Below are 18846 nucleotides of genomic sequence, written 5' to 3' on the forward strand. Positions count from 1 at the left end.
GCTGAGAAAATCTCAGCTACCTTTTTTCATGGAAACGGGCGCGCTGCGTTGCCGTCGGTACGAGACAAGCACCCGGTAAATGCTTGCGATTGGTTGCAATCACTTCATACACGATATCTCGCAGAAAGCGCGGTACAATACGTAAACCACGTAGCACCCAAAAATAACGCAAATGCTTTGTAATTTGCAAAGCAGCACTGGATTTAGTGTAAGCCTTGTTTTGGTCTATTACTACGACACTTGTCGTATCTGTAATATCGTAACGTTCACAAAGCGCTTGCCCAACCTCACTTTGTAAAGAGGCAAAGTGAAAATAAGCTGAACGCTCAAAGCGTAAAATAAACTGCACATTTGCCTGACAAAAACTACAGTCGCCGTCAAACAACACAAAGTTCATTAGCCTTCAAGCCCCGTCATATAACGGTAATACGTACCTAAAGATTTAACAGTACAGCCAAGTGCCTCAAGTTCCTCCATAGCCCCTTGCATCATCTTCTCTTGCTCATCTGCAAGTACATCCACCATAAAGAAATAATCGCCTAACCCTGTTTTAAGCGGGCGCGACTCAATTTTGCTTAAATTTAATTGACGCCATGCGAAAACCGACAATACTTGGTGTAAAGCACCTGAACGATCCGTAGGCAAAGTTACCATTAATGTTGTTTTTGGCTCTTCATTCGACTCTGCTAACGGCATGCGTTGATTTTGTCTTGATAATACAAAAAAGCGCGTATGGTTAAAATGGAAGTCATGAATTTCAGGTTCTACAATTGTTAAGCCATACTTTTTAGCTGCTGACTCATTGCCTACAGCCGCAATGCACATTTCTGGATTTTCAGAGACGTATTTTGCAGCCGCTGCTGTTGAGGTCGTTTGATTAAGTGGCACACCACTGAAACGGTAAAATAAATATTTATGGCACTGTGCAAGTGCATGCGGATGCGAGTAAACACCCTCAAGATTTTCCCAATTATGTTGTTGTGCAGGGTTAACCATTAAATGCTGTGCAATGGGTAGTAAAATTTCACCTGTCACAAATAACTCCACTTCATGGAACAAATAGTCTAATGTAAGCGGCACAGAGCCCTCTAAAGCATTTTCTAGAGGTACAACAGCTAAGTCAACCGTGCCTTTAGCCACTGCCTCAATACACTCAGGTATTGTTGCTTGAGGTACAAGCCATTCATTTGGAAATAAACCTTTCGTTGCTAAATATGTAAAGGACGCTTCAGGCCCTAAATATGCAATTCGATGTTGCCAATCTTTTGTTTCAGTCATTGCTAAAACCTCCTTGTATGCTAGTGTACGCTCATTTGACAGAATAGTAAATCAAAACAAGGGTTTTGACACTATAAAAAAAGCCTAGCATTTTACCGAAGTAAAATACTAGGCTACAAAGTTAAAGAGCGCCTGAGCTAATAACCTCAGCAGACTCTACAAAATCTAATTTTTTAAGTTGTTGTAGTAATTCGTCTAGTTCACAGGTCATGCTCGTCACATCAAGTGACAAAGTGACATTAGCACGCCCTTGAATCGGAATTGTTTGGTGAATCGTCAACACATTACAATGCGTAACGGTGATGGTTTCGAGCAAGCGCGCAAGTGTCCCTTTACGATCTTGCAATTGCAAAAAGATAGTTAAGATACGCTCTTGCACGACGGAATGAAAAGGGAAAACGGCATCGCGGTATTTATAAAACGCACTACGCGAAATATCGACTTCTTTAACTGCATCCCAGATAGAAGATACAGCTCCCGTAGATAGTAGCTGCTTCGCCTCTAAAGTTTTTTGCATCGCATCTGTTAATACATCTTCACGCACTAAAAAATATCGTTGATTGGCAACGCTCTTCATAATTTTCCCCCTACTTCACATCACTATTATTCAAAGAATTCAAATTCAAACTCAAGTAAACGTACAGTATCGCCATGCTCAGCACCTCGTGCACGAAGCGCCTCATCCACACCCATACCACGTAGCTGACGTGCGAAACGACGCACACCATCTTCACGACTGAAGTCTGTCATTTTAAACAGACGCTCAATTGTGTAACCGCTAATGATAAACGAACCATCATCATCACGTGTAATTTCATAATCTTCTGATGTGTTTTGGTGTTTATACATTACTGTTGCATCTGATTCTTCTTCTTCAACATGTAATAAGAACTCTGGTGTTACTTCTAGTAAATCAGCTACTTCGAATAATAGCTCTTTTAAGCCTTGTCGAGATACAGCTGAGATTGGGAATACCTTAACATCCTCGCCAACTTTTTTACGGAAAGCTTGTAAGTTTTCTTCAGCATCTGGCATATCCATTTTATTAGCTACAATAACTTGTGGACGCTCCATTAAACGTAGGTTGTATTGTTCTAGTTCTTTATTAATTGTTACGTAATCTTCGTAAGGGTCGCGACCTTCCATACCTGACATATCAATAATATGCACGATAACGCGCGTACGCTCAATATGACGTAGGAATTGGTGACCTAGCCCTACACCCTCGTGTGCGCCTTCGATTAACCCTGGTAAATCTGCCATAGCAAAGCTACGTCCATCTTCAGTTTCAACCATACCTAAGTTAGGAACGATTGTTGTAAAGTGGTAAGCACCAATTTTAGGTTTAGCTGCTGATACTACAGATAGTAATGTAGATTTACCCACACTTGGGAAACCTACTAAACCAACGTCTGCAAGTACTTTAAGTTCTAAAATAACGCTAAGTTCTTGACCTGGTTCACCTTTTTCGGCAAGCTCTGGCGCTGGGTTAGCTGGTGTAGCAAAACGACAGTTACCACGACCACCGCGACCTGCACGAGCAATAACTGCACGTTGACCATGTTCAACAAGGTCAGCCAGTACTACTTCTGTTTCTTCATCAATAACTACTGTACCTGGTGGCACTTTTACGATGTAATCTTGTGCATTTTTACCATGCATCCCTTTACTCATACCGTGCTCACCGCGCTCAGCTTTAAAGTGGCGTTTGTAACGGAAATCCATTAACGTACGCAGACCTTCTTCTACTTCAAATACTACGTTACCACCATGACCGCCATCGCCGCCTGCTGGTCCACCCATAGGTACATACTTTTCTCGACGGAAGGCAACCATACCATCGCCACCGTCGCCGCCTTTAACAAAAATCTTTACGTGATCGACAAACATTTATTTCACTCCCTGTTTAGCCGTTATACATAAATCCAGCATAGTTGTAGTTGATGCTTTAATGTTAACGGTAAAACGTTCATTTTTTTCAGTTAATTGTATTGGGGTCTGCCACTGTCCTGTTACACGCATTGCCAGCGCCACATTAGCTGGTTTAACGGTATAATCAAGTGTTATATACTGCTCGCAGTAAACATCCACCTGTTTAGCAATAGCTGCTATGCACGCCTCAACGTAAGCGACAATGGCAGTCTCTGCTACAGTAGCCGTCCCTGTTACTGTACTTGTTAATGCTACAGCAAATTCATTATAGCGCCAACCTACTGTAAGAAGCCATTCGGCTAGCACTGGTGTACCTGCACGATTTACTGCGGATACGACCTGCATTTCATTAACAGCCTTTGTAATATAAGCCTGGCACTGCTCCTGCTTGCCAAGCTCGTTATACATCATAATCATTTGTAAACGATTTAAAAAATCATGATTCGCTAGACGTAGCGCCTCAGGTACTGTTAGTTTGTTAGGTTTCACTGAGACACTCACTCCTGACATTCGCTATAACAGTTTGCATTTTATTATAACGCAAAACCGCAAAAAATTCATGCCACAAATCACGCTGGGGCTGCCTAACGAACAAACGATGCAAATAAAAAAGGCGACCGCATTTTAGGTCTACCTCCTACTATGTCTATCACTTGTACGTTAGACACCCTCATATAACTTCAAAAAAAGCATGTCCAATAGCCCTAACGACTTTTGGACATGCTCTACTATAAAGTATTAAGCTTCCGCTGGGTATACTGATACTTGTTTCTTATCGCGACCAAGACGCTCGAATTTAACTACGCCGTCTACTTTAGCGAATAAAGTATCATCGCCACCGCGACCTACGTTAGTACCTGGGTAAATTTTTGTACCGCGTTGACGGTAAAGAATTGAACCACCAGTTACGAACTGACCATCAGCACGTTTCGCACCAAGACGTTTTGACTCAGAGTCACGACCGTTCTTAGTAGAACCTACCCCTTTTTTAGAAGCGAAGAATTGAAGATCTAATGTTAATAACATGCTCATTCCACCTCCTACTGTTCGTAAGATATTTGAATATACTGCCCATAACTTTCTACCATCGTGTAAAACTGTGCTGTCATAGTTTGGACAATAAGTTGTAATTTAGCATCGATTTCTTTGTCAAGATCTTGTGGTAGCGTCACTTTAAGGTAACCGCCCTCACCTGCTTGTTCAATTTCTGGTTTGATTTGAAGCAGCGCATAAATCGCATTAACAGCACCGAAACCGATAGCTGAAGCGCCTGCACATACTAAATCTTTACCTGGCTCATCAAACTCCGCATGACCTGACATTTCAAACGCATGCACGTGTCTATTTTCATCATGAAAAATCGTTACTTGAATCATTCCGATTCACCTCTAATTAAGCGTTGATAGTTTCAACTACTAATTTAGTATATGGTTGACGGTGACCTTGTTTACGACGGTAGTTTTTCTTCGCTTTCATTTTGAAAACAGTGATTTTTTTAGCGCGGCCTTCTTTAACAGCTTTAGCTGTTACAGTAGCACCTTCCACGAATGGAGCGCCGACTTTCACGTTTTCGCCACCTACGAATAAAACTTTATCAAAAGTAACCACTTCGTCAGCTTCAACACCTAGTTTTTCAACATAGATTTCTTGGCCAGCTTCTACTTTGATTTGTTTACCACCAGTTTCGATAATTGCGTACATTTCCCAATGCACCTCCTTAGACTAAGACTCGCCTGTTACAAGGTGACTTTCGTGCTTAAACCTTGGCAGTGCGGTTGTAGTAGCACGGGTGCTACAAACAATAACAGTAAAATATTATCATGCGTACAATGATAAGTCAATCGTTACTTCGTAAACAGCGAAAACATTTTTGCAAAGAAACCTTTTTTCGTTCCGCTAATGGTTTGGAGTGGTACACTCTCACCTAAAATACGACGAGCAATATTACGATACGCAAGCGCTGCCTTGTTAGATGGGTCCATCACAACAGGCTCACCCTTATTAGAAGAAGCTATTACTTCTTCATCATCAATAATAATACCTAATAAATCAATCGCTAAATGCGCAGTAATTTCGCTGACATCTAGTGTATCGCCTGCTTCAATTAAATGTTGTCGCACGCGGTTAATAACGAGGCGTGGTGCTTCAATTTGCGGCTCTTGTTCAAGCAAACCAATAATACGGTCTGCATCACGCACAGCCGAAATCTCTGGCGTAACAACAACAATCGCTTTATCTGCACCTGCAATCGCGTTGCGGAAGCCTTGCTCAATACCCGCTGGACAATCAATTAATACAAAATCAAACTCTTGTTTTAATTCGCCAATTAGTTTGTGCATTTGCTCACCATTAACCGCTGTTTTATCTGTTGTTTGTGCGGCTGGTAGTAAATAAAGTTTTTCATCTACCCGCTTATCCTTCACTAACGCTTGGTGCGTTTTACAACGTCCTTCAACAACATCAACTAAATCATAAATAATACGGTTTTCTAAACCTAACACAACATCTAAATTACGCAAGCCAATATCTGTATCTACAAGGCATACGGTTTTTCCTTGCAATGCCAATGCAGTACCAAGATTAGCCGTCGTCGTTGTTTTACCGACGCCGCCTTTTCCCGATGTAATTACAATTGCTTCTCCCACATTAGCTTCCTCCTTTAGCAGTCATGAAAAACGACGGCATATTTCTTATTTCGTGTACTGGTCGATACTCAATATCCCCTTGCTGACTAATGTGTGCACATAGCAACTCATTATTCTTTTGAAGCGCGGCTGTTTCATTAGACATTGTTTGAATAACATCTGCAATCATAATATGGGTTGCTTCAAAAAACGATGCAGCTACCACTGCTTTACGATTACCATCCACGCCTGCATGTGCAATACCTTTTAAGCGTCCTAGTACATAAATATTGCCGCCTGCCTCAACACGGCCATTTTGGTTAACATTGCCAATGATGACAATGTCCCCTGGCACACGTAGCACTTGACCTGAGCGTACCATACCGACATAGAGCTCATTTTTATGGCGCTCGATATGACGATTGCGCTCCTCTACCGTTACCACATCACTGCTTACTTTCGAAACAATGATTTTATCTGTGCTTTCGGTTGCTCGTGTTAATTTTTGGATTTGCTCATTTGTGCAATAACGATAGCCTAAATGAAGTTGAACATAAATGCGGCGATCTGTTGTATAGCTTTTTGCCAATTGTTCTAGCTCCATTAGCAAATCACTAAACGCTCCATGTTCGTCCAATTTAATAATAAAGCCTTCTTTTGTACCCTTCATATGAACTAATGATTGTTTCATACAACTTTTCACCTCGATTTCACTTCATCCAATTATACCGTATTCATCTCATCACGTAATAATTTGGCATTAATTAAATTCACAAAAATAATAGCAACCAAAATAATAAATAAAAAATTCATTGCGATTGTTGGTAGTAAACGCTCTTGTATAAAGGGTTGCCATGCCATCGCAGTAAGTCCTATAAATGAGTAAAAACCATATAGTACAGACTCTAAAATTGTAATTAAAACGAGTGCTACAGTTGATGTTACGACCATATTAGGTCGAATATAGCCCATCACAACACTCGCTAAAAAAATAATTGCGGGATATAAAAAAGCATATAGCCCGATGATATCGACATAAAAAATGTCATATAAAATGCCAAAAAACAAGCCGATGTACATCGCTCGCTTTTTGGAATGATACGTTGCTAAAAAAATTAAATACACGAGTAAAAATCGTGGTACAAAATAGTACAGCGTAGTATCAAATTGTAGTGGGGATAAAAAGGCGAAGTTAGGCTCAATCAAAAATAATAACGCTGCTGTAGCAATTACTGCGACACGTTGCATCATTTCTCATCACCTTCCGCCTCAGCTGGATGTGTTAAATCCTTCATTGTTCCGCCACCATCTGAACCATCAATCTCTGTCATTTTGCGCTTAGCAATTACAACTTGGTCAAGTAGTGCAAAGTTAGCTGCTGGCTTTACGTAAGCCATTTGTGTTAAACCATAGTCATCTGTACTTACTTCGGTAATTTCTCCAATTAATAAACCTTGCGGGAAAATACCACCTAAGCCTGAAGATACTACTGTTTGTCCTGGCTCTACTTTAAAGCCTGAATCAATACGTTTTAACATCATTTCGTTACGTTCCATATCAAAGCCCTCAATTAAACCAAAGACATCCTTGTCACCTTTTGCTTTAGCAGAAATACGGTAATTTGGATTATTAGAAAATAATAGCTCAATCTCTGCTGTATTAGGTGTTACCACAATGACCTTACCAATAAGTCCATCAGCTGTCATTACTGCCATGTTTTTTTCGATACCATGACGTTTCCCTTTATTAACAATAATTTTTTCTTCCCACTGGTCTGGGTTGCGCGCAATTACTGTTGCATATACAGGGTCATATTCTAGTAAGCTTTCTTCCTTATCAATGAGCGCGGCTAGTCTTTCATTTTCCATCTTAACTTCATCAAGTTGGGCACGCACCACTGTAAAGTCGTCAAGCTGAGCCTTTAGGCGCTTATTTTCGTCATAAGTGCCTAAAAGCGCATCAATGTCATCTAAAATACCACCAACAAAGTTAGCTGGCTTAGCATGATGCCTTGCCCAAAACCTACCGTATCTTTAACAGCCCCCTCAGCCATAGAGGGGTCTGTGCGATTGCTCAATGTGTAGCTAATAATAGCGACAAGGAAAATGATGCCTACTAATAACACAATAAGTTTTTTATTAGCAAAAAACTGTGGCATCTGTAAACTCCTCTCTCACAATTACAATTGTTGTTGACGAATAATATCGATGTGGTCTAATGCTTTACCTGTACCGATAGCTACACAATCTAATGGGTCTTCTGCGATAAATACTGGCATATTTGTTTCATCACTTAACACTTTATCTAAATTTTTAAGTAATGCGCCACCGCCAGTAAGTACAATACCGCGTTCCATAACGTCCGCCGAAAGCTCTGGTGGTGTATGTTCTAGTGTGCGTTTTACGCCATCAATAATTGATGAAACTGATTCGCGTAATGATTCTGATACTTCTTCGCTTGAAACTTCTAATGTTTTTGGTAAACCTGTTACAAGGTCACGTCCACGAATTTCCATTTTTTCATTATCGTCTGCTAATGCTGAGCCGATTTCCATTTTAACAGCCTCTGCTGTACGTTCACCAATTGTTAAGTTATACGTTTTGCGAATGTATGCAATAATCGCGTGGTCCATTGCGTCGCCGCCAACACGTACTGACTCACTTGTTACAATACCACCAAGTGAAATAACCGCTACCTCAGTTGTACCACCACCGATATCAACTACCATAGAACCCGTTGGATCCCATACTGGCAGATTAGCGCCAATTGCTGCTGCGAATGGCTCTTCAATTGTAAAAGCTTCACGAGCGCCTGCTTGACGAGATGCATCAATTACTGCGCGTTGCTCTACAGAAGTAATACCAAAAGGTACACAAATCATAACGTTTGGTTTTTTCCAGTTGCCACCAGAATTTTTTGATGCTTCTTTTAAATAATACTCAATCATTGCTGTTGTAATGTCAAAATCAGCGATAACGCCGTCTTTCATTGGGCGAATGGCTACGATAGAGCCTGGTGTACGTCCAATCATATTTTTAGCGTCGTTACCAACTGCAACGATTTCACCTGTTTTTGTATTACGTGCTACTACTGAAGGCTCGCGTAAAACGATACCTTTTCCTTTAATAAAAACTAATGTATTTGCTGTGCCGAGGTCAATGCCGACATCCTTACTTCCGAATCCAAACAAATTGAGTACTCCCTTTCTTTTGCGAAACATAGTTAGTTGATTGTAATTATGAAATCTACCATTTATTATAACGGAAAAACACATAAATTTATAGTGCCATCTATCCCCTTTCTATTATATAACGAATTAATTTTATCATCTCGTGCTTTTAGGGACGTTTTTGTTGACATTTGGTTGCAAAAAAACGTGAGATTTCTCCATCAGAGGAGAAATCTCACGTTTAAGTTAAGTACCCTTTTTCTTTTAAGCTTACATAATTATGGTTACCAATAATAATATGGTCTACTAACTCAATGCCAATAATTAATCCTGCTTCTTGTAAGCGCTGCGTTACTTCAATATCTTCTGGGCTTGGCTGTGGATTGCCGCTCGATAGCAATAGGTAAGGCTTTGAGGTTATCTCCACCTTTTCCCCTGCTCCACACCGTGCATGCAACTTTCATCGCACACGGCATTCCATCGTTTGCCAATTATTTCATTTTCCTCAATCTTATTGCCATTATTTGTTTTCCCTAATGTTAAAGTTCTTCGTTACCAACTAATACCCGTAGTTTGTTCAGCTTTTTCAGTTGCTCCCCATTCAAATTCAACTGTTCAAGATATTTATGGATTGTGTCGATCTCGGTAGCATGGATTAATCGGTGAACGTCCCTAGTAATCAAAACTAGATTGGAATACCTATCATCTTTTGTCAAGCTCCATAATTGTTTATGGTGACAATCCATTTCCGTTAAAATTAACTCCTCTCCCAATACAGCACATTTTCCTTTTTGTGCAATGAACAACGATATTCGATTATCATTTAACTCTATCGATGCTCGTTCGTTCATAACAGGATGCTCTCTTAGCCATTGAACTTGCCAGTTTGGAACTGACTTTTGTTCTTTATGCATTAGTTCGCGTCCCTCTGGCGTAAATTTATTGACACCATTTTTGGGCAACAATGCTGTTTTGGTTTTTATAAAACCTATTGGAATAAGTGGGTATCCATTTATATATCTTGTCATTTTTGATTTCAAATAAGGTTTTAACCCTTGGTCTTTAATTGGATAATTAGTTTGCTTACGAAGTGAAAAATGTTTTAATCGATGTCGTTCTACAAGCGTTAATTGGTATTGAATTGGCATCAAACTATCGTTCACTTGTGTCGCAATTCAGTAGTAATTATCGATGCCAATTACCATACTGTTGTAGATTCGGATGTTCTTGATTAAATCATTTCCATTTGGTGCTTTTTGCATGAGTTTAATTTGGTCTTTCAGTTGTTTTTTAATCCTCGTACGTGCTTTTTCCGCTATCCAGGACTGGCAGACATATCGTTTACGCTTAAAGCGGTCATAGCCTTTTCGTTCCATTTTCAGTTCAAATCCTAAAAATTCACTACGTTTCTTTTTAAGATTCGTAATTTGGGATTTCTCTTCTGAAATGGGAAGGTTCAATCGCTCTTCCAGCCACATTTTACTTGCCTGAAAAATCTTTTCGGCGTTAGAACGGGTTGTCGTAAAGATTTTAAAATCGTCTGCATAGCGAACAATATACATTTCTTTTAGTGTGGAAGTTTCCCTTAGTTTCCTGTACCTATATTGATGGCTATATAATCCAGTTTTCTTATTCAAATAATCATTGATGGAATGGCACTTTTTACTCTCCCATTGGTTCGCAATCCACCAATCAAATTCATTCAGGTTGATATTTGCTAACAGTGGAGAAAGTATTCCGCCTTGTGGCGTTCCTTTTGTAGGATACGTGATTTCTCCATTTGGTAAAACAATAGGTGCTTTTAACATTTTTCGAAGGATAACAAGCAATTGCTTATCTTGGATTCCCATCGTCCATATTTGTCGCATTAATTTCGTATGTTTTACCTCATCAAAGAAACCTTTAATATCTACATCCACCACATATTGCATTTTATTATTATTTATTCGTCCAGCACATGCAGAAATAGCATTTTCTGCTGATTTGGTTGGTCGGAATCCAAAACTGTATTTGTAAAACTTAGCCTCACATATAGGTTCTAATACTTGCAAAATACATTGTTGGGCTACTCGGTCCCACATAGACGGGATTCCCAATGGTCTAGTTGTCCCGTTTGGTTTTAGTATTTCCACACGTCTTACTTTTCGAGGGTTGTAGTGTGCGAATCTTTTCTTCACAATTTCAGTGAATTCATGTGTACTCAACTTTTCAATATCTTTGATTGTGACCTTATCTTCTCCAGCCGTTGTACTCCCATTATTTCGCTTAATATTACGATAAGCGAGTAGGATATTATCGTCCGAAGTAATAATAGACATTAGATTCGTCAACTTTTGGTTTTCTTTACTCTTTGCATAAAGCCTATCAAAGGTTTCTGTCATACCGTAATACTCCGCATGTCGTAACCTTGTATTTTTCATTCTAGGGATTTTCTTATAATTTTCTTTCAAGGTCTATCACGCTCCAAACTGGGTTCGTGACCTTTTTAGTCATACGAGAATCCTTGAGTTGATTGAGTTGAAATAAATTTGACGAAACGACTTGAGGCTGTTGCTCCATTTCCATTACAGAAACTTCAGCGCTCATGCCTCTACTCTCACTATCACAAAAGGAAGTTATAGACGAATCCTTTCCTTCCTATCACTTCACTCAGGTGTGCCCCCTCCATGTTGATAGCTTTCCACGTTCCCTTAACTCTATCTATATCTTAACTTAGGTGCTAGCTCTTGCCTGGCGTCCTCTCCACCGCCTGTAACGGTGCATGGAGCTTTCGAAACCACCATAGGTACTCGCCCACGGAACGCACTCGAATTTTCATCAAGCCCATTCATTTCTAAATGGTCGCCACTTACAGACATTTCATTCACTAGTTCGTCAGTGTTTTACCACATTCTCACCCTATTAAGTTTTTTACGACTCCCGGCCTATCAGTTGCACCAACTACCTCTAGTTAAATTTCGGTTACTAGATAAATAAACTAGTACTACGACAACCTTCAGCCGACTTCACCGAGCTTCACACCTCATCCTTTTACACATTCGGATAACGCATGTCGGAGTATTAGAGTAGGCATTTCAAGGCGTTACCCTATCATTCTACCTATCGAGCTAAGAGTTCACGACTCTCTTCTGGTCAAATGACCTTTAGACGGCGTGCGTAACCTTTTCAGTCACGAACGTGTCGCACGGTGATTATGGCAAACAATTATGCTTGCTGCCGAGCGTTTTACAGCCTCCCGAAAAAGTTCGCGAGGATGTACAATACTAGAGTTTAAGCTACCAATAAAAATTGTTTTTTGGTATAAAATTTGGTTTTTGACATTTAAAAATAGTGCTACAAAATGCTCCTGTAATAAAGACGTCATATCCGCCATTAAATAGGCGGCAGCATCCCCTGGCGAACGTATAGTATAACGCTCAATATCTTGCTTGCGCGCAAGCCGCCTGCCAAGTTCAATAGCAGCTAATAATTGTACAGCTTTAACTGTGCCAATCCCCTTAATCGCTGTTAACTCCTCTAGCGTAATATGCTTTAGCGCATGTAATTGCTCTACCTGTTGCATAATATGATTGGCTAGCCCTACTGCCGAAAGCTCACGCGTGCCTGTACGTAGTAAAATTGCGAGTAACTCTGCATTTGACAAACTCTGTGCCCCTTGCTGTAACAAGCGCTCGCGTGGTCTGTCCTCCTCATGCATATCCTTTAAGACAATCATATCCATAACAAAACCTCCTTTCCATTAGCATAATTGAAAGGAGGTTGTTTGAAAATTGTTGCTCACTCTATGAAAATTTCGTTTTGCCTAGCATTTCACTTGTAAAATAAATTTATGATACATTTTGTGCTCTCAAATTATAACTTTGCGTAAATCCGCGAGTAAATATAATGAGCCTGTAACAATTGTGATACCTTCTCGCTCTTGCTTAAGAAAATCTGCCACATCAGTTAGCACTGCTTTATGTGTAGCTTGGCTCAACAGCATTACTTCCTGCGCATCAGCAGCTCGCTCATTAGCAAATGACACAAAATAAAACTGCTGACTAACTTGCTCCAACAAACGTAGCACTTCCTCTATTGCCTTATCTGCTAAAATGCCAACAATAAATGTCACTGGTGTTGCTGGATAATTTTTTTTAATGGTAGCTACAAGTTGTGTAGCGCTAGCAGCATTGTGTGCGCCATCAAAGAACACATTTGGCAATACTTGTTCAAAGCGTGCGGGTAGTGTTGTAGTAGCAATCGTACGGCGTGCTAACTCTTTATCCATTGGTACGCCTAGCTGTAAAAAAGCCGTTAAGGCTAAAGCCATATTATCTGCTTGATGTACGCCTTGTAAGGCACGCGTCATATTAGTTAGTGTAACTTGTGCAAAAGAATAACTAGTAGGTGTTACTTTAATTGCCTCACCTATTTGATAATATGGTACATCTTTAGCTAGGGCACGGAGCACTTGCTCTGCCTCTTTCGGGACACGCCCTACAATAGCAGGTGCATGTTTAATAATACCACCCTTTTGGTACGCAATTTGTGCAAGTGTTGTACCCAAAAATCGCGTGTGCTCAAGCGCAATACTCGTAATAATAGAAGCAACAGGCACAACAACATTTGTAGCATCCTCTAGACCACCAAGCCCCGCTTCGATTACCGCTACATCTACGCCTTGTTGCACAAAATAAAGGAGCGCTACAACGGTCAACAACTCAAATTCCGTTAATTGATTTGAAAAAGGCGTAAGCTGCTCAAATATAGTAGCCATCTCTGTAGGTGTAATAGCACGACCATTCAGTTGAATTTGGTCATGCACATCTAAAATAGCTGGTGACATAAAGGTACCTGTTGTTAAGCCATGCGCCTGACAGAGTGCTGCCGTATAAGCTACCGTTGACCCCTTACCATTTGTACCTGCTACATGGATCACACGCAATGCTTTATGAGGGTTGCCAAGTGCCGCGAGTACCTTGTTTATTGCAGTAAGCCCTGGCTCAATAATTTGTTTACTGCTCACATTATGACGTAATTGATACGTATAAAACCCTGGGATCATCGTACAATACCTACGCGATTCAATATAAATTTACGTACCTCTGCTACAAAGTATAAAGAACCCGTAACTACTAATAAGCGACCATCATTATGTTTAACAATGACATCTTGCCAGCGCGGCACTAACATTTTTTTAGGATGTGTACATAGCCCACTTAACGTCACCATAGGTACTGCGTTTGGCATTGCAATTTGTGTAAACATCATCGTTTGTGCCTGTGCCTCTAATAGCTGAATAGACGTTGCATAATCCTTATCCTGTAACGAAGCATATAACACATCAAATGGTGTATTAGGGTAAACACTACCTAATGTTTTTAATAAGGAAGCCACTCCCTCAACATTATGAGCACCATCCAAAATAATATCGTTAAACACTTCAAAACGCCCTGCCCAATTCACATGAGTCAGCGCAAATTTAGCTGTACTCTCATTAAAAACAAAATGCAACTCATGCGTTAGTAAGCGCATAGCTGTAATCGCTACTGCTGCATTGTAAGCTTGGTGTGTGCCTTGCATTGTTAACTCAATACCTTGCCACGTTACCTCACCTACATAATCAAAGTGTTGTGCGTTTTCTTGCTGTACAATCGCCTTGGCGTCAAAGTCTTGATATAGCGCATAGCACGGCGCATTATTACGCTCTGCGATTTGTGCAATAACGGCTAAAGCTTCTTTATTTTGCACACCTGTAACAACAGGGACATTTGGTTTTATGATGCCGCCTTTTTCCGCAGCGATTAGCGCATGTGTATCACCTAATAAATCGGTATGCTCTAATGAAATCGTTGTAATAATCGACAATAAAGGTGTTACCACATTCGTAGCGTCTAAACGTCCACCTAGTCCTGTTTCTAACAGCACAATTTTCGGTTTCATTTCGGCAAAATGGAGGAAGGCAATAATCGTCACTACCTCAAAGAAATTTGGGTACTCTCCCTCAAAGTGTTCGTTTATTAATGCATCTAGTGTATTCATATGACGTAAAAAAGCATCATCACTAATTTCTGCACCATCAACTACAATGCGCTCATTGACGCGTGTTAAATGAGGTGAGGTAAATACACCTACGCGTAAGCCACTCGCCTCACATAACGCACGGAGCATCGCAATGGTTGAACCTTTACCATTAGAACCCGCCACATGCACAACCTGTAACGATGCCTCAGGGTTACCAAGTAAGTGTAAAATACGACGCAGTTGCTCATGTGGCCTTGCATCCTTCACTTTACGTAAACTAAAAATTTTATCTGTACATTGCGCCATTGTTCTAAACATGATTTCCCTCCAAAATAGCAAACGGTGAGCATTACGCTCACCGCTTAACTTACATTGTTTTTAATTCTGCTAAACGTTTTTCAACAAGTGCGTGTTTTTCCTCATAGTCTACAAGTTTAGCACGCTCTGCCACTACTAATTGCTCTGGTGCTTTCGCCACGAAGCGTTCGTTCGACAATTTACCTGTTACAAGTTTAACTTCTTTTGCCCATTTTTCAAGCTCTTTTTCAAGACGAGCAATTTCCTCATCTACATTAATTAAGCCCACAAGCGGCATAAACAATTCTGCGCCTGATACAACAGCTGTCATCGCCTGACTTGGTGCTTCTAGGTTTTCGCCAATTGTTAGTGTTTCAGGATTACAGAATTTTTCTAAATACATGGCATTACGCTCAAGCATCGCCTTTGCATCTGCTTCTTTTACCGAAATAAATAGCGGCACTTTTTTGCTCATTGGTGTATTTACTTCTGCACGGATATTACGTACAGCACGAATAATTTCTGTTAACATCTTCATGTCCTCTGCATCCTGTGCAAAGTTAAAGTCTTCATTTACAGTTGGCCAAGCTGCCACTACGATTGATTCACCTTCGTGTGGTAAGTGTTGCCAAATTTCTTCTGTAATAAATGGCATGAATGGGTGTAACAAACGCATCGTTTGATCAAGCACATGTGCAAGTACTGAACGCGTTGTTTTCTTCGCCGCTTCGTCCTCACCATACAATGGAAGTTTTGCCATTTCGATATACCATGAACAGAAGTCATCCCAAATGAAGTTATATAGCTCGCGTCCTACCTCACCAAACTCATAACGGTCAGCTAGACTTGTTACGCGCTCAATTGTTTCATTAAGGCGTGTTAAAATCCATTTGTCAGCTACTGATTTTTCGCCTGTTAAATCAATTTCTTCATACGTTAGCCCGTCCATATTCATTAAAGCAAAGCGGCTTGCGTTCCAAATTTTATTCGCAAAGTTCCAAGTTGCTTCAACCTTCTCTGTCATATAACGTAAATCTTGACCAGGAGAAGAACCTGTTGCTAGGAAGTAGCGTAATGAGTCAGCACCATACTGTGCAATAACGTCCATTGGGTCAACACCATTACCAAGTGATTTACTCATTTTACGTCCCTCTGCATCACGCACAAGACCATGGATTAATACATCTTCAAATGGGCGCTCATTTGTAAAGTGTAATGATTGGAAAATCATACGTGATACCCAGAAGAAAATAATATCATAACCCGTTACTAATGTGCTGTTAGGGAAGTAGCGCTTAAAGTCTTCGCTCTCCTCATTTGGCCAGCCCATTGTAGAAAACGGCCATAATGCACTTGAGAACCATGTATCTAATACATCATCATCTTGCTCCCAGTTTTCTGCATCTTTCGGTGCTTCTGTACCTACATAAAGCTCGCCTGTTTCTTTGTGATACCAAGCTGGGATACGATGTCCCCACCATAATTGACGAGAAATACACCAGTCATGAACATTTTCCATCCAACGTGTAAATGTATTTTCAAAACGGTTTGGTACAAAGTTTACTTTTGACTCATCATTTTGTTGATTTTGTAGTGAAGCATCCGCAAGTGGTTGCATTTTAACGAACCATTGTTTTGATAAGTAAGGTTCAACTACTGCGCCTGAACGCTCTGAGTGACCTACTTGGTGAACATGCGGTACAATTTTAATTAATACGCCTTGCTCTTGTAAATCCTTAACGATTTGCTTGCGGCATTCAAAGCGGTCCATACCCGCATAAGGGCCTGCTAGGTCGTTCATTGTACCGTCTTCATTCATTACGATGATGCGCTCAAGGTCGTGGCGATTACCTACTTCATAGTCATTCGGGTCATGGGCTGGTGTCATTTTTACAACGCCTGTACCAAATTCCATATCTACATAATCATCCGCTACGATTGGCATTTCACGTCCAATAATTGGTAGGATTACTTTTTTACCTACAAGGTGTTTAAAACGCTCATCTTCAGGGTGCACCGCAACGCCTGAGTCACCTAGCATTGTTTCAGGACGTGTTGTTGCTACTTCTAATGTACCTGATCCATCTGCTAATGGGTATAGCATATGGTAAAATGCGCCTTCTACCTCTTCATGAATTACTTCGATATCCGATAGCGCTGTCTTTGCTGCTGGGTCCCAGTTAATAATACGCTCACCTTGATAGATTAAGCCCTCATTATATAATTTAACGAATACTTCATTTACCGCATCTGATAAACCTTCGTCTAATGTAAAACGCTCACGTGAGTAATCTAAGCCAAGACCAAGTTTACCCCATTGCTCGCGAATATGACCTGCATATTCTTCTTTCCAGTTCATTGTTTCTTCAAGGAATTTTTCACGGCCAAGGTCATAACGTGTTACGCCGTCTTCACGTAACTTTGCCTCTACCTTAGCTTGCGTTGCAATACCTGCATGGTCCATACCTGGTAGCCATAGTGCATCATAGCCTTGCATACGTTTCATACGCGTTAAAATATCTTGTAATGTTGTATCCCAAGCATGACCAATGTGTAACTTACCTGTTACGTTTGGTGGTGGGATTACAATTGAGTACGGCTCTTTTCCGCTTTCTGGTTGTGCCTCAAAAAAGCCACCCTTTACCCACCAGTCATAGCGCCCTTCTTCAATTGCGGTTGGTTCATACTTTGTTGGCATATTAATTTCTGTCATCTAAATTCCTCCCTTTTTTTACATACAAAAAACTCCTACGTCACAAAAAGGACGAAGGAGCTTTCGCGGTACCACCTTTATTCCAAGCCGAAGCTTAGCACTCAATACATAACGGCTTAGCTGCCGACATTTGCTACTGTTGTTCACAAATGTTGCTCCAAGGCTACCTTCAAAAGCGCTTTAGTAGAAACTTCTCAGCTACCGTTCCCTCTCTTGCCTACGCGTACTTTTTACTCTTCCTTATCATTGCATCGTTTATTTAACTTTCACATATTGTATCGCTAAGTAGTGATTTGTTCAAGTAGTTTATGCGTTTAATGCTTTAATCGCATTAGCTACACGGTCTGTTAACATTTGCGTTGCTTTTGGTACAACAGGTTTTAAAATAGGATTTAGCACAGCTGATGCTAATCCGCCTGCTTTTACATCTAAAAATCCTGTCATACGCGTGTTAGTATCGTCGATTTTTTCTGCTAGGAAATAACCATTACCTGCAAAATTATCTGTTAAACCTTTTAATTCAAATGTTACTTTATTTGGTGCTTGCCATTCTAAAATATCAATTTGTACTTCAGCAGATTTTTTAATGACACCTACACTGCCTTCAAATTTCCATGTTGATTGATTGTCAGTAATCATATTATGAGAGCGGTAGCCTGGTACAAGTTTTGCCCATTTCTCCATATCACTTACATAATCCCAAACGTTTTCGATTGCTACGGGTACTTCTACTACGTGTGTTCCTGTTGCCATGCGTAACCACTACTTTCTTTTTATAATGCTCTTATTATAACAGCAAACATTTGTTTTGTACGTGGCAAATTAGCGAC

Annotated in this window: 18 protein-coding genes, 3 pseudogenes and 2 other annotated features; all 21 genes and pseudogenes read right to left on the reverse strand. The window is 40.4% G+C overall.

From position 1 onward, the window contains the following. Positions 1–16 precede the first annotated feature (16 nt). The 21 genes and pseudogenes from CH76_RS02950 to CH76_RS03045 all read right to left on the reverse strand — a co-directional run bounded on the left by CH76_RS02950 (position 17) and on the right by CH76_RS03045 (position 18769). Entirely contained in the window at positions 17–397 is a 381-nt protein-coding gene (locus tag CH76_RS02950; protein ID WP_036142723.1) for a thiol-disulfide oxidoreductase DCC family protein, read from the reverse strand. Continuing rightward, positions 397–1278, reverse strand: coding sequence for a prephenate dehydratase (gene pheA, locus CH76_RS02955; RefSeq protein ID WP_036142726.1), 882 nt, complete (start codon positions 1276–1278; stop codon positions 397–399). Before pheA ends, CH76_RS02950 begins: the two co-directional genes overlap by 1 nt. A gap of 121 nt (positions 1279–1399) precedes the next feature. Then, on the reverse strand, positions 1400–1855 hold the full coding sequence (locus tag CH76_RS02960; RefSeq protein WP_036142731.1) for an ACT domain-containing protein: 456 nt from the start codon (positions 1853–1855) through the stop codon (positions 1400–1402). 26 nt (positions 1856–1881) lie between these two features. Next, positions 1882–3168, reverse strand: coding sequence for a GTPase ObgE (obgE, locus tag CH76_RS02965; protein ID WP_036142734.1), 1287 nt, complete (start codon positions 3166–3168; stop codon positions 1882–1884). Beyond that, complete coding sequence (locus CH76_RS13430; RefSeq protein WP_051910177.1) at positions 3169–3699, reverse strand: Spo0B domain-containing protein; 531 nt, start codon at positions 3697–3699, stop codon at positions 3169–3171. A gap of 249 nt (positions 3700–3948) precedes the next feature. Then, the gene (rpmA, locus tag CH76_RS02975) at positions 3949–4236 is read right to left on the reverse strand and encodes a 50S ribosomal protein L27 (RefSeq protein ID WP_036142737.1); all 288 of its coding nucleotides are present in this window, start codon (positions 4234–4236) and stop codon (positions 3949–3951) included. A gap of 14 nt (positions 4237–4250) precedes the next feature. Then, positions 4251–4586 carry a ribosomal-processing cysteine protease Prp gene (locus tag CH76_RS02980; RefSeq protein ID WP_036142740.1) on the reverse strand — a complete coding sequence of 112 codons (336 nt, stop codon included), beginning with the start codon at positions 4584–4586 and terminating at the stop codon, positions 4251–4253. A 16-nt stretch (positions 4587–4602) separates the two neighbouring features. Continuing rightward, on the reverse strand, positions 4603–4911 hold the full coding sequence (rplU, locus tag CH76_RS02985; protein ID WP_036142743.1) for a 50S ribosomal protein L21: 309 nt from the start codon (positions 4909–4911) through the stop codon (positions 4603–4605). 14 nt (positions 4912–4925) lie between these two features. Beyond that, positions 4926–4997: a sequence feature (ribosomal protein L21 leader region), on the reverse strand. A 57-nt stretch (positions 4998–5054) separates the two neighbouring features. After that, positions 5055–5855 (reverse strand): septum site-determining protein MinD, encoded by an 801-nt coding sequence (gene minD / locus CH76_RS02990; RefSeq protein WP_036142746.1) that lies wholly within the window; start codon positions 5853–5855, stop codon positions 5055–5057. A gap of 1 nt (position 5856) precedes the next feature. Further along, positions 5857–6525, reverse strand: a complete 669-nt coding sequence (locus CH76_RS02995; protein ID WP_036142750.1) for a septum site-determining protein MinC — start codon at positions 6523–6525, stop codon at positions 5857–5859. 32 nt (positions 6526–6557) lie between these two features. Beyond that, positions 6558–7085, reverse strand: coding sequence for a rod shape-determining protein MreD (gene mreD / locus CH76_RS03000; protein WP_036142753.1), 528 nt, complete (start codon positions 7083–7085; stop codon positions 6558–6560). Then, on the reverse strand, positions 7082–7810 hold the full coding sequence (mreC, locus tag CH76_RS03005) for a rod shape-determining protein MreC (RefSeq protein ID WP_369792352.1): 729 nt from the start codon (positions 7808–7810) through the stop codon (positions 7082–7084). The genes mreD and mreC overlap by 4 nt, the downstream gene beginning before the upstream one ends. Further along, the gene (locus CH76_RS14255) at positions 7804–7992 is read right to left on the reverse strand and encodes a hypothetical protein (RefSeq protein ID WP_369792351.1); all 189 of its coding nucleotides are present in this window, start codon (positions 7990–7992) and stop codon (positions 7804–7806) included. Before CH76_RS14255 ends, mreC begins: the two co-directional genes overlap by 7 nt. A gap of 21 nt (positions 7993–8013) precedes the next feature. Then, positions 8014–9024, reverse strand: a complete 1011-nt coding sequence (locus CH76_RS03010) for a rod shape-determining protein (RefSeq protein WP_036142757.1) — start codon at positions 9022–9024, stop codon at positions 8014–8016. A gap of 220 nt (positions 9025–9244) precedes the next feature. Further along, positions 9245–9394 (reverse strand): annotated as a pseudogene (locus CH76_RS03015) (JAB domain-containing protein); the annotation flags it as partial. 148 nt (positions 9395–9542) lie between these two features. Next, positions 9543–11453, reverse strand: a pseudogene (ltrA, locus tag CH76_RS03020) (group II intron reverse transcriptase/maturase). A 737-nt stretch (positions 11454–12190) separates the two neighbouring features. Further along, positions 12191–12724, reverse strand: a pseudogene (gene radC / locus CH76_RS03025) (DNA repair protein RadC); the annotation flags it as partial. A 126-nt stretch (positions 12725–12850) separates the two neighbouring features. Then, complete coding sequence (locus CH76_RS03030) at positions 12851–14047, reverse strand: folylpolyglutamate synthase/dihydrofolate synthase family protein (protein WP_036142763.1); 1197 nt, start codon at positions 14045–14047, stop codon at positions 12851–12853. Next, positions 14044–15324, reverse strand: coding sequence for a folylpolyglutamate synthase/dihydrofolate synthase family protein (locus CH76_RS03035; RefSeq protein WP_036142765.1), 1281 nt, complete (start codon positions 15322–15324; stop codon positions 14044–14046). Before CH76_RS03035 ends, CH76_RS03030 begins: the two co-directional genes overlap by 4 nt. 49 nt (positions 15325–15373) lie before the next feature. Further along, entirely contained in the window at positions 15374–18016 is a 2643-nt protein-coding gene (locus CH76_RS03040; protein ID WP_036142769.1) for a valine--tRNA ligase, read from the reverse strand. A 44-nt stretch (positions 18017–18060) separates the two neighbouring features. Then, positions 18061–18272, reverse strand: a binding site (T-box leader). 50 nt (positions 18273–18322) lie between these two features. After that, positions 18323–18769, reverse strand: a complete 447-nt coding sequence (locus tag CH76_RS03045) for a CoxG family protein (RefSeq protein ID WP_036142772.1) — start codon at positions 18767–18769, stop codon at positions 18323–18325. Between the last annotated feature and the right edge of the window lie 77 nt (positions 18770–18846).

It is taken from the genome of Lysinibacillus sp. BF-4 (assembly GCF_000743635.1).
GTDB lineage: Bacteria > Bacillota > Bacilli > Bacillales_A > Planococcaceae > Metalysinibacillus > Metalysinibacillus saudimassiliensis.

What these genes read in the sequence shown, in the direction of transcription:
- CH76_RS02950 (WP_036142723.1), bottom strand. Translation starts at nt 397, where the DNA reads ATGAACTTTGTGTTGTTTGACGGCGACTGTAGTTTTTGTCAGGCAAAT.
- pheA (WP_036142726.1), bottom strand. Translation starts at nt 1,278, where the DNA reads ATGACTGAAACAAAAGATTGGCAACATCGAATTGCATATTTAGGGCCT.
- CH76_RS02960 (WP_036142731.1), bottom strand. Translation starts at nt 1,855, where the DNA reads ATGAAGAGCGTTGCCAATCAACGATATTTTTTAGTGCGTGAAGATGTA.
- obgE (WP_036142734.1), bottom strand. Translation starts at nt 3,168, where the DNA reads ATGTTTGTCGATCACGTAAAGATTTTTGTTAAAGGCGGCGACGGTGGC.
- rpmA (WP_036142737.1), bottom strand. Translation starts at nt 4,236, where the DNA reads ATGTTATTAACATTAGATCTTCAATTCTTCGCTTCTAAAAAAGGGGTA.
- CH76_RS02980 (WP_036142740.1), bottom strand. Translation starts at nt 4,586, where the DNA reads ATGATTCAAGTAACGATTTTTCATGATGAAAATAGACACGTGCATGCG.
- rplU (WP_036142743.1), bottom strand. Translation starts at nt 4,911, where the DNA reads ATGTACGCAATTATCGAAACTGGTGGTAAACAAATCAAAGTAGAAGCT.
- CH76_RS02995 (WP_036142750.1), bottom strand. Translation starts at nt 6,525, where the DNA reads ATGAAACAATCATTAGTTCATATGAAGGGTACAAAAGAAGGCTTTATT.
- mreD (WP_036142753.1), bottom strand. Translation starts at nt 7,085, where the DNA reads ATGATGCAACGTGTCGCAGTAATTGCTACAGCAGCGTTATTATTTTTG.
- CH76_RS14255 (WP_369792351.1), bottom strand. Translation starts at nt 7,992, where the DNA reads ATGCCACAGTTTTTTGCTAATAAAAAACTTATTGTGTTATTAGTAGGC.
- CH76_RS03030 (WP_036142763.1), bottom strand. Translation starts at nt 14,047, where the DNA reads ATGATCCCAGGGTTTTATACGTATCAATTACGTCATAATGTGAGCAGT.
- CH76_RS03035 (WP_036142765.1), bottom strand. Translation starts at nt 15,324, where the DNA reads ATGTTTAGAACAATGGCGCAATGTACAGATAAAATTTTTAGTTTACGT.
- CH76_RS03040 (WP_036142769.1), bottom strand. Translation starts at nt 18,016, where the DNA reads ATGACAGAAATTAATATGCCAACAAAGTATGAACCAACCGCAATTGAA.
- CH76_RS03045 (WP_036142772.1), bottom strand. Translation starts at nt 18,769, where the DNA reads ATGGCAACAGGAACACACGTAGTAGAAGTACCCGTAGCAATCGAAAAC.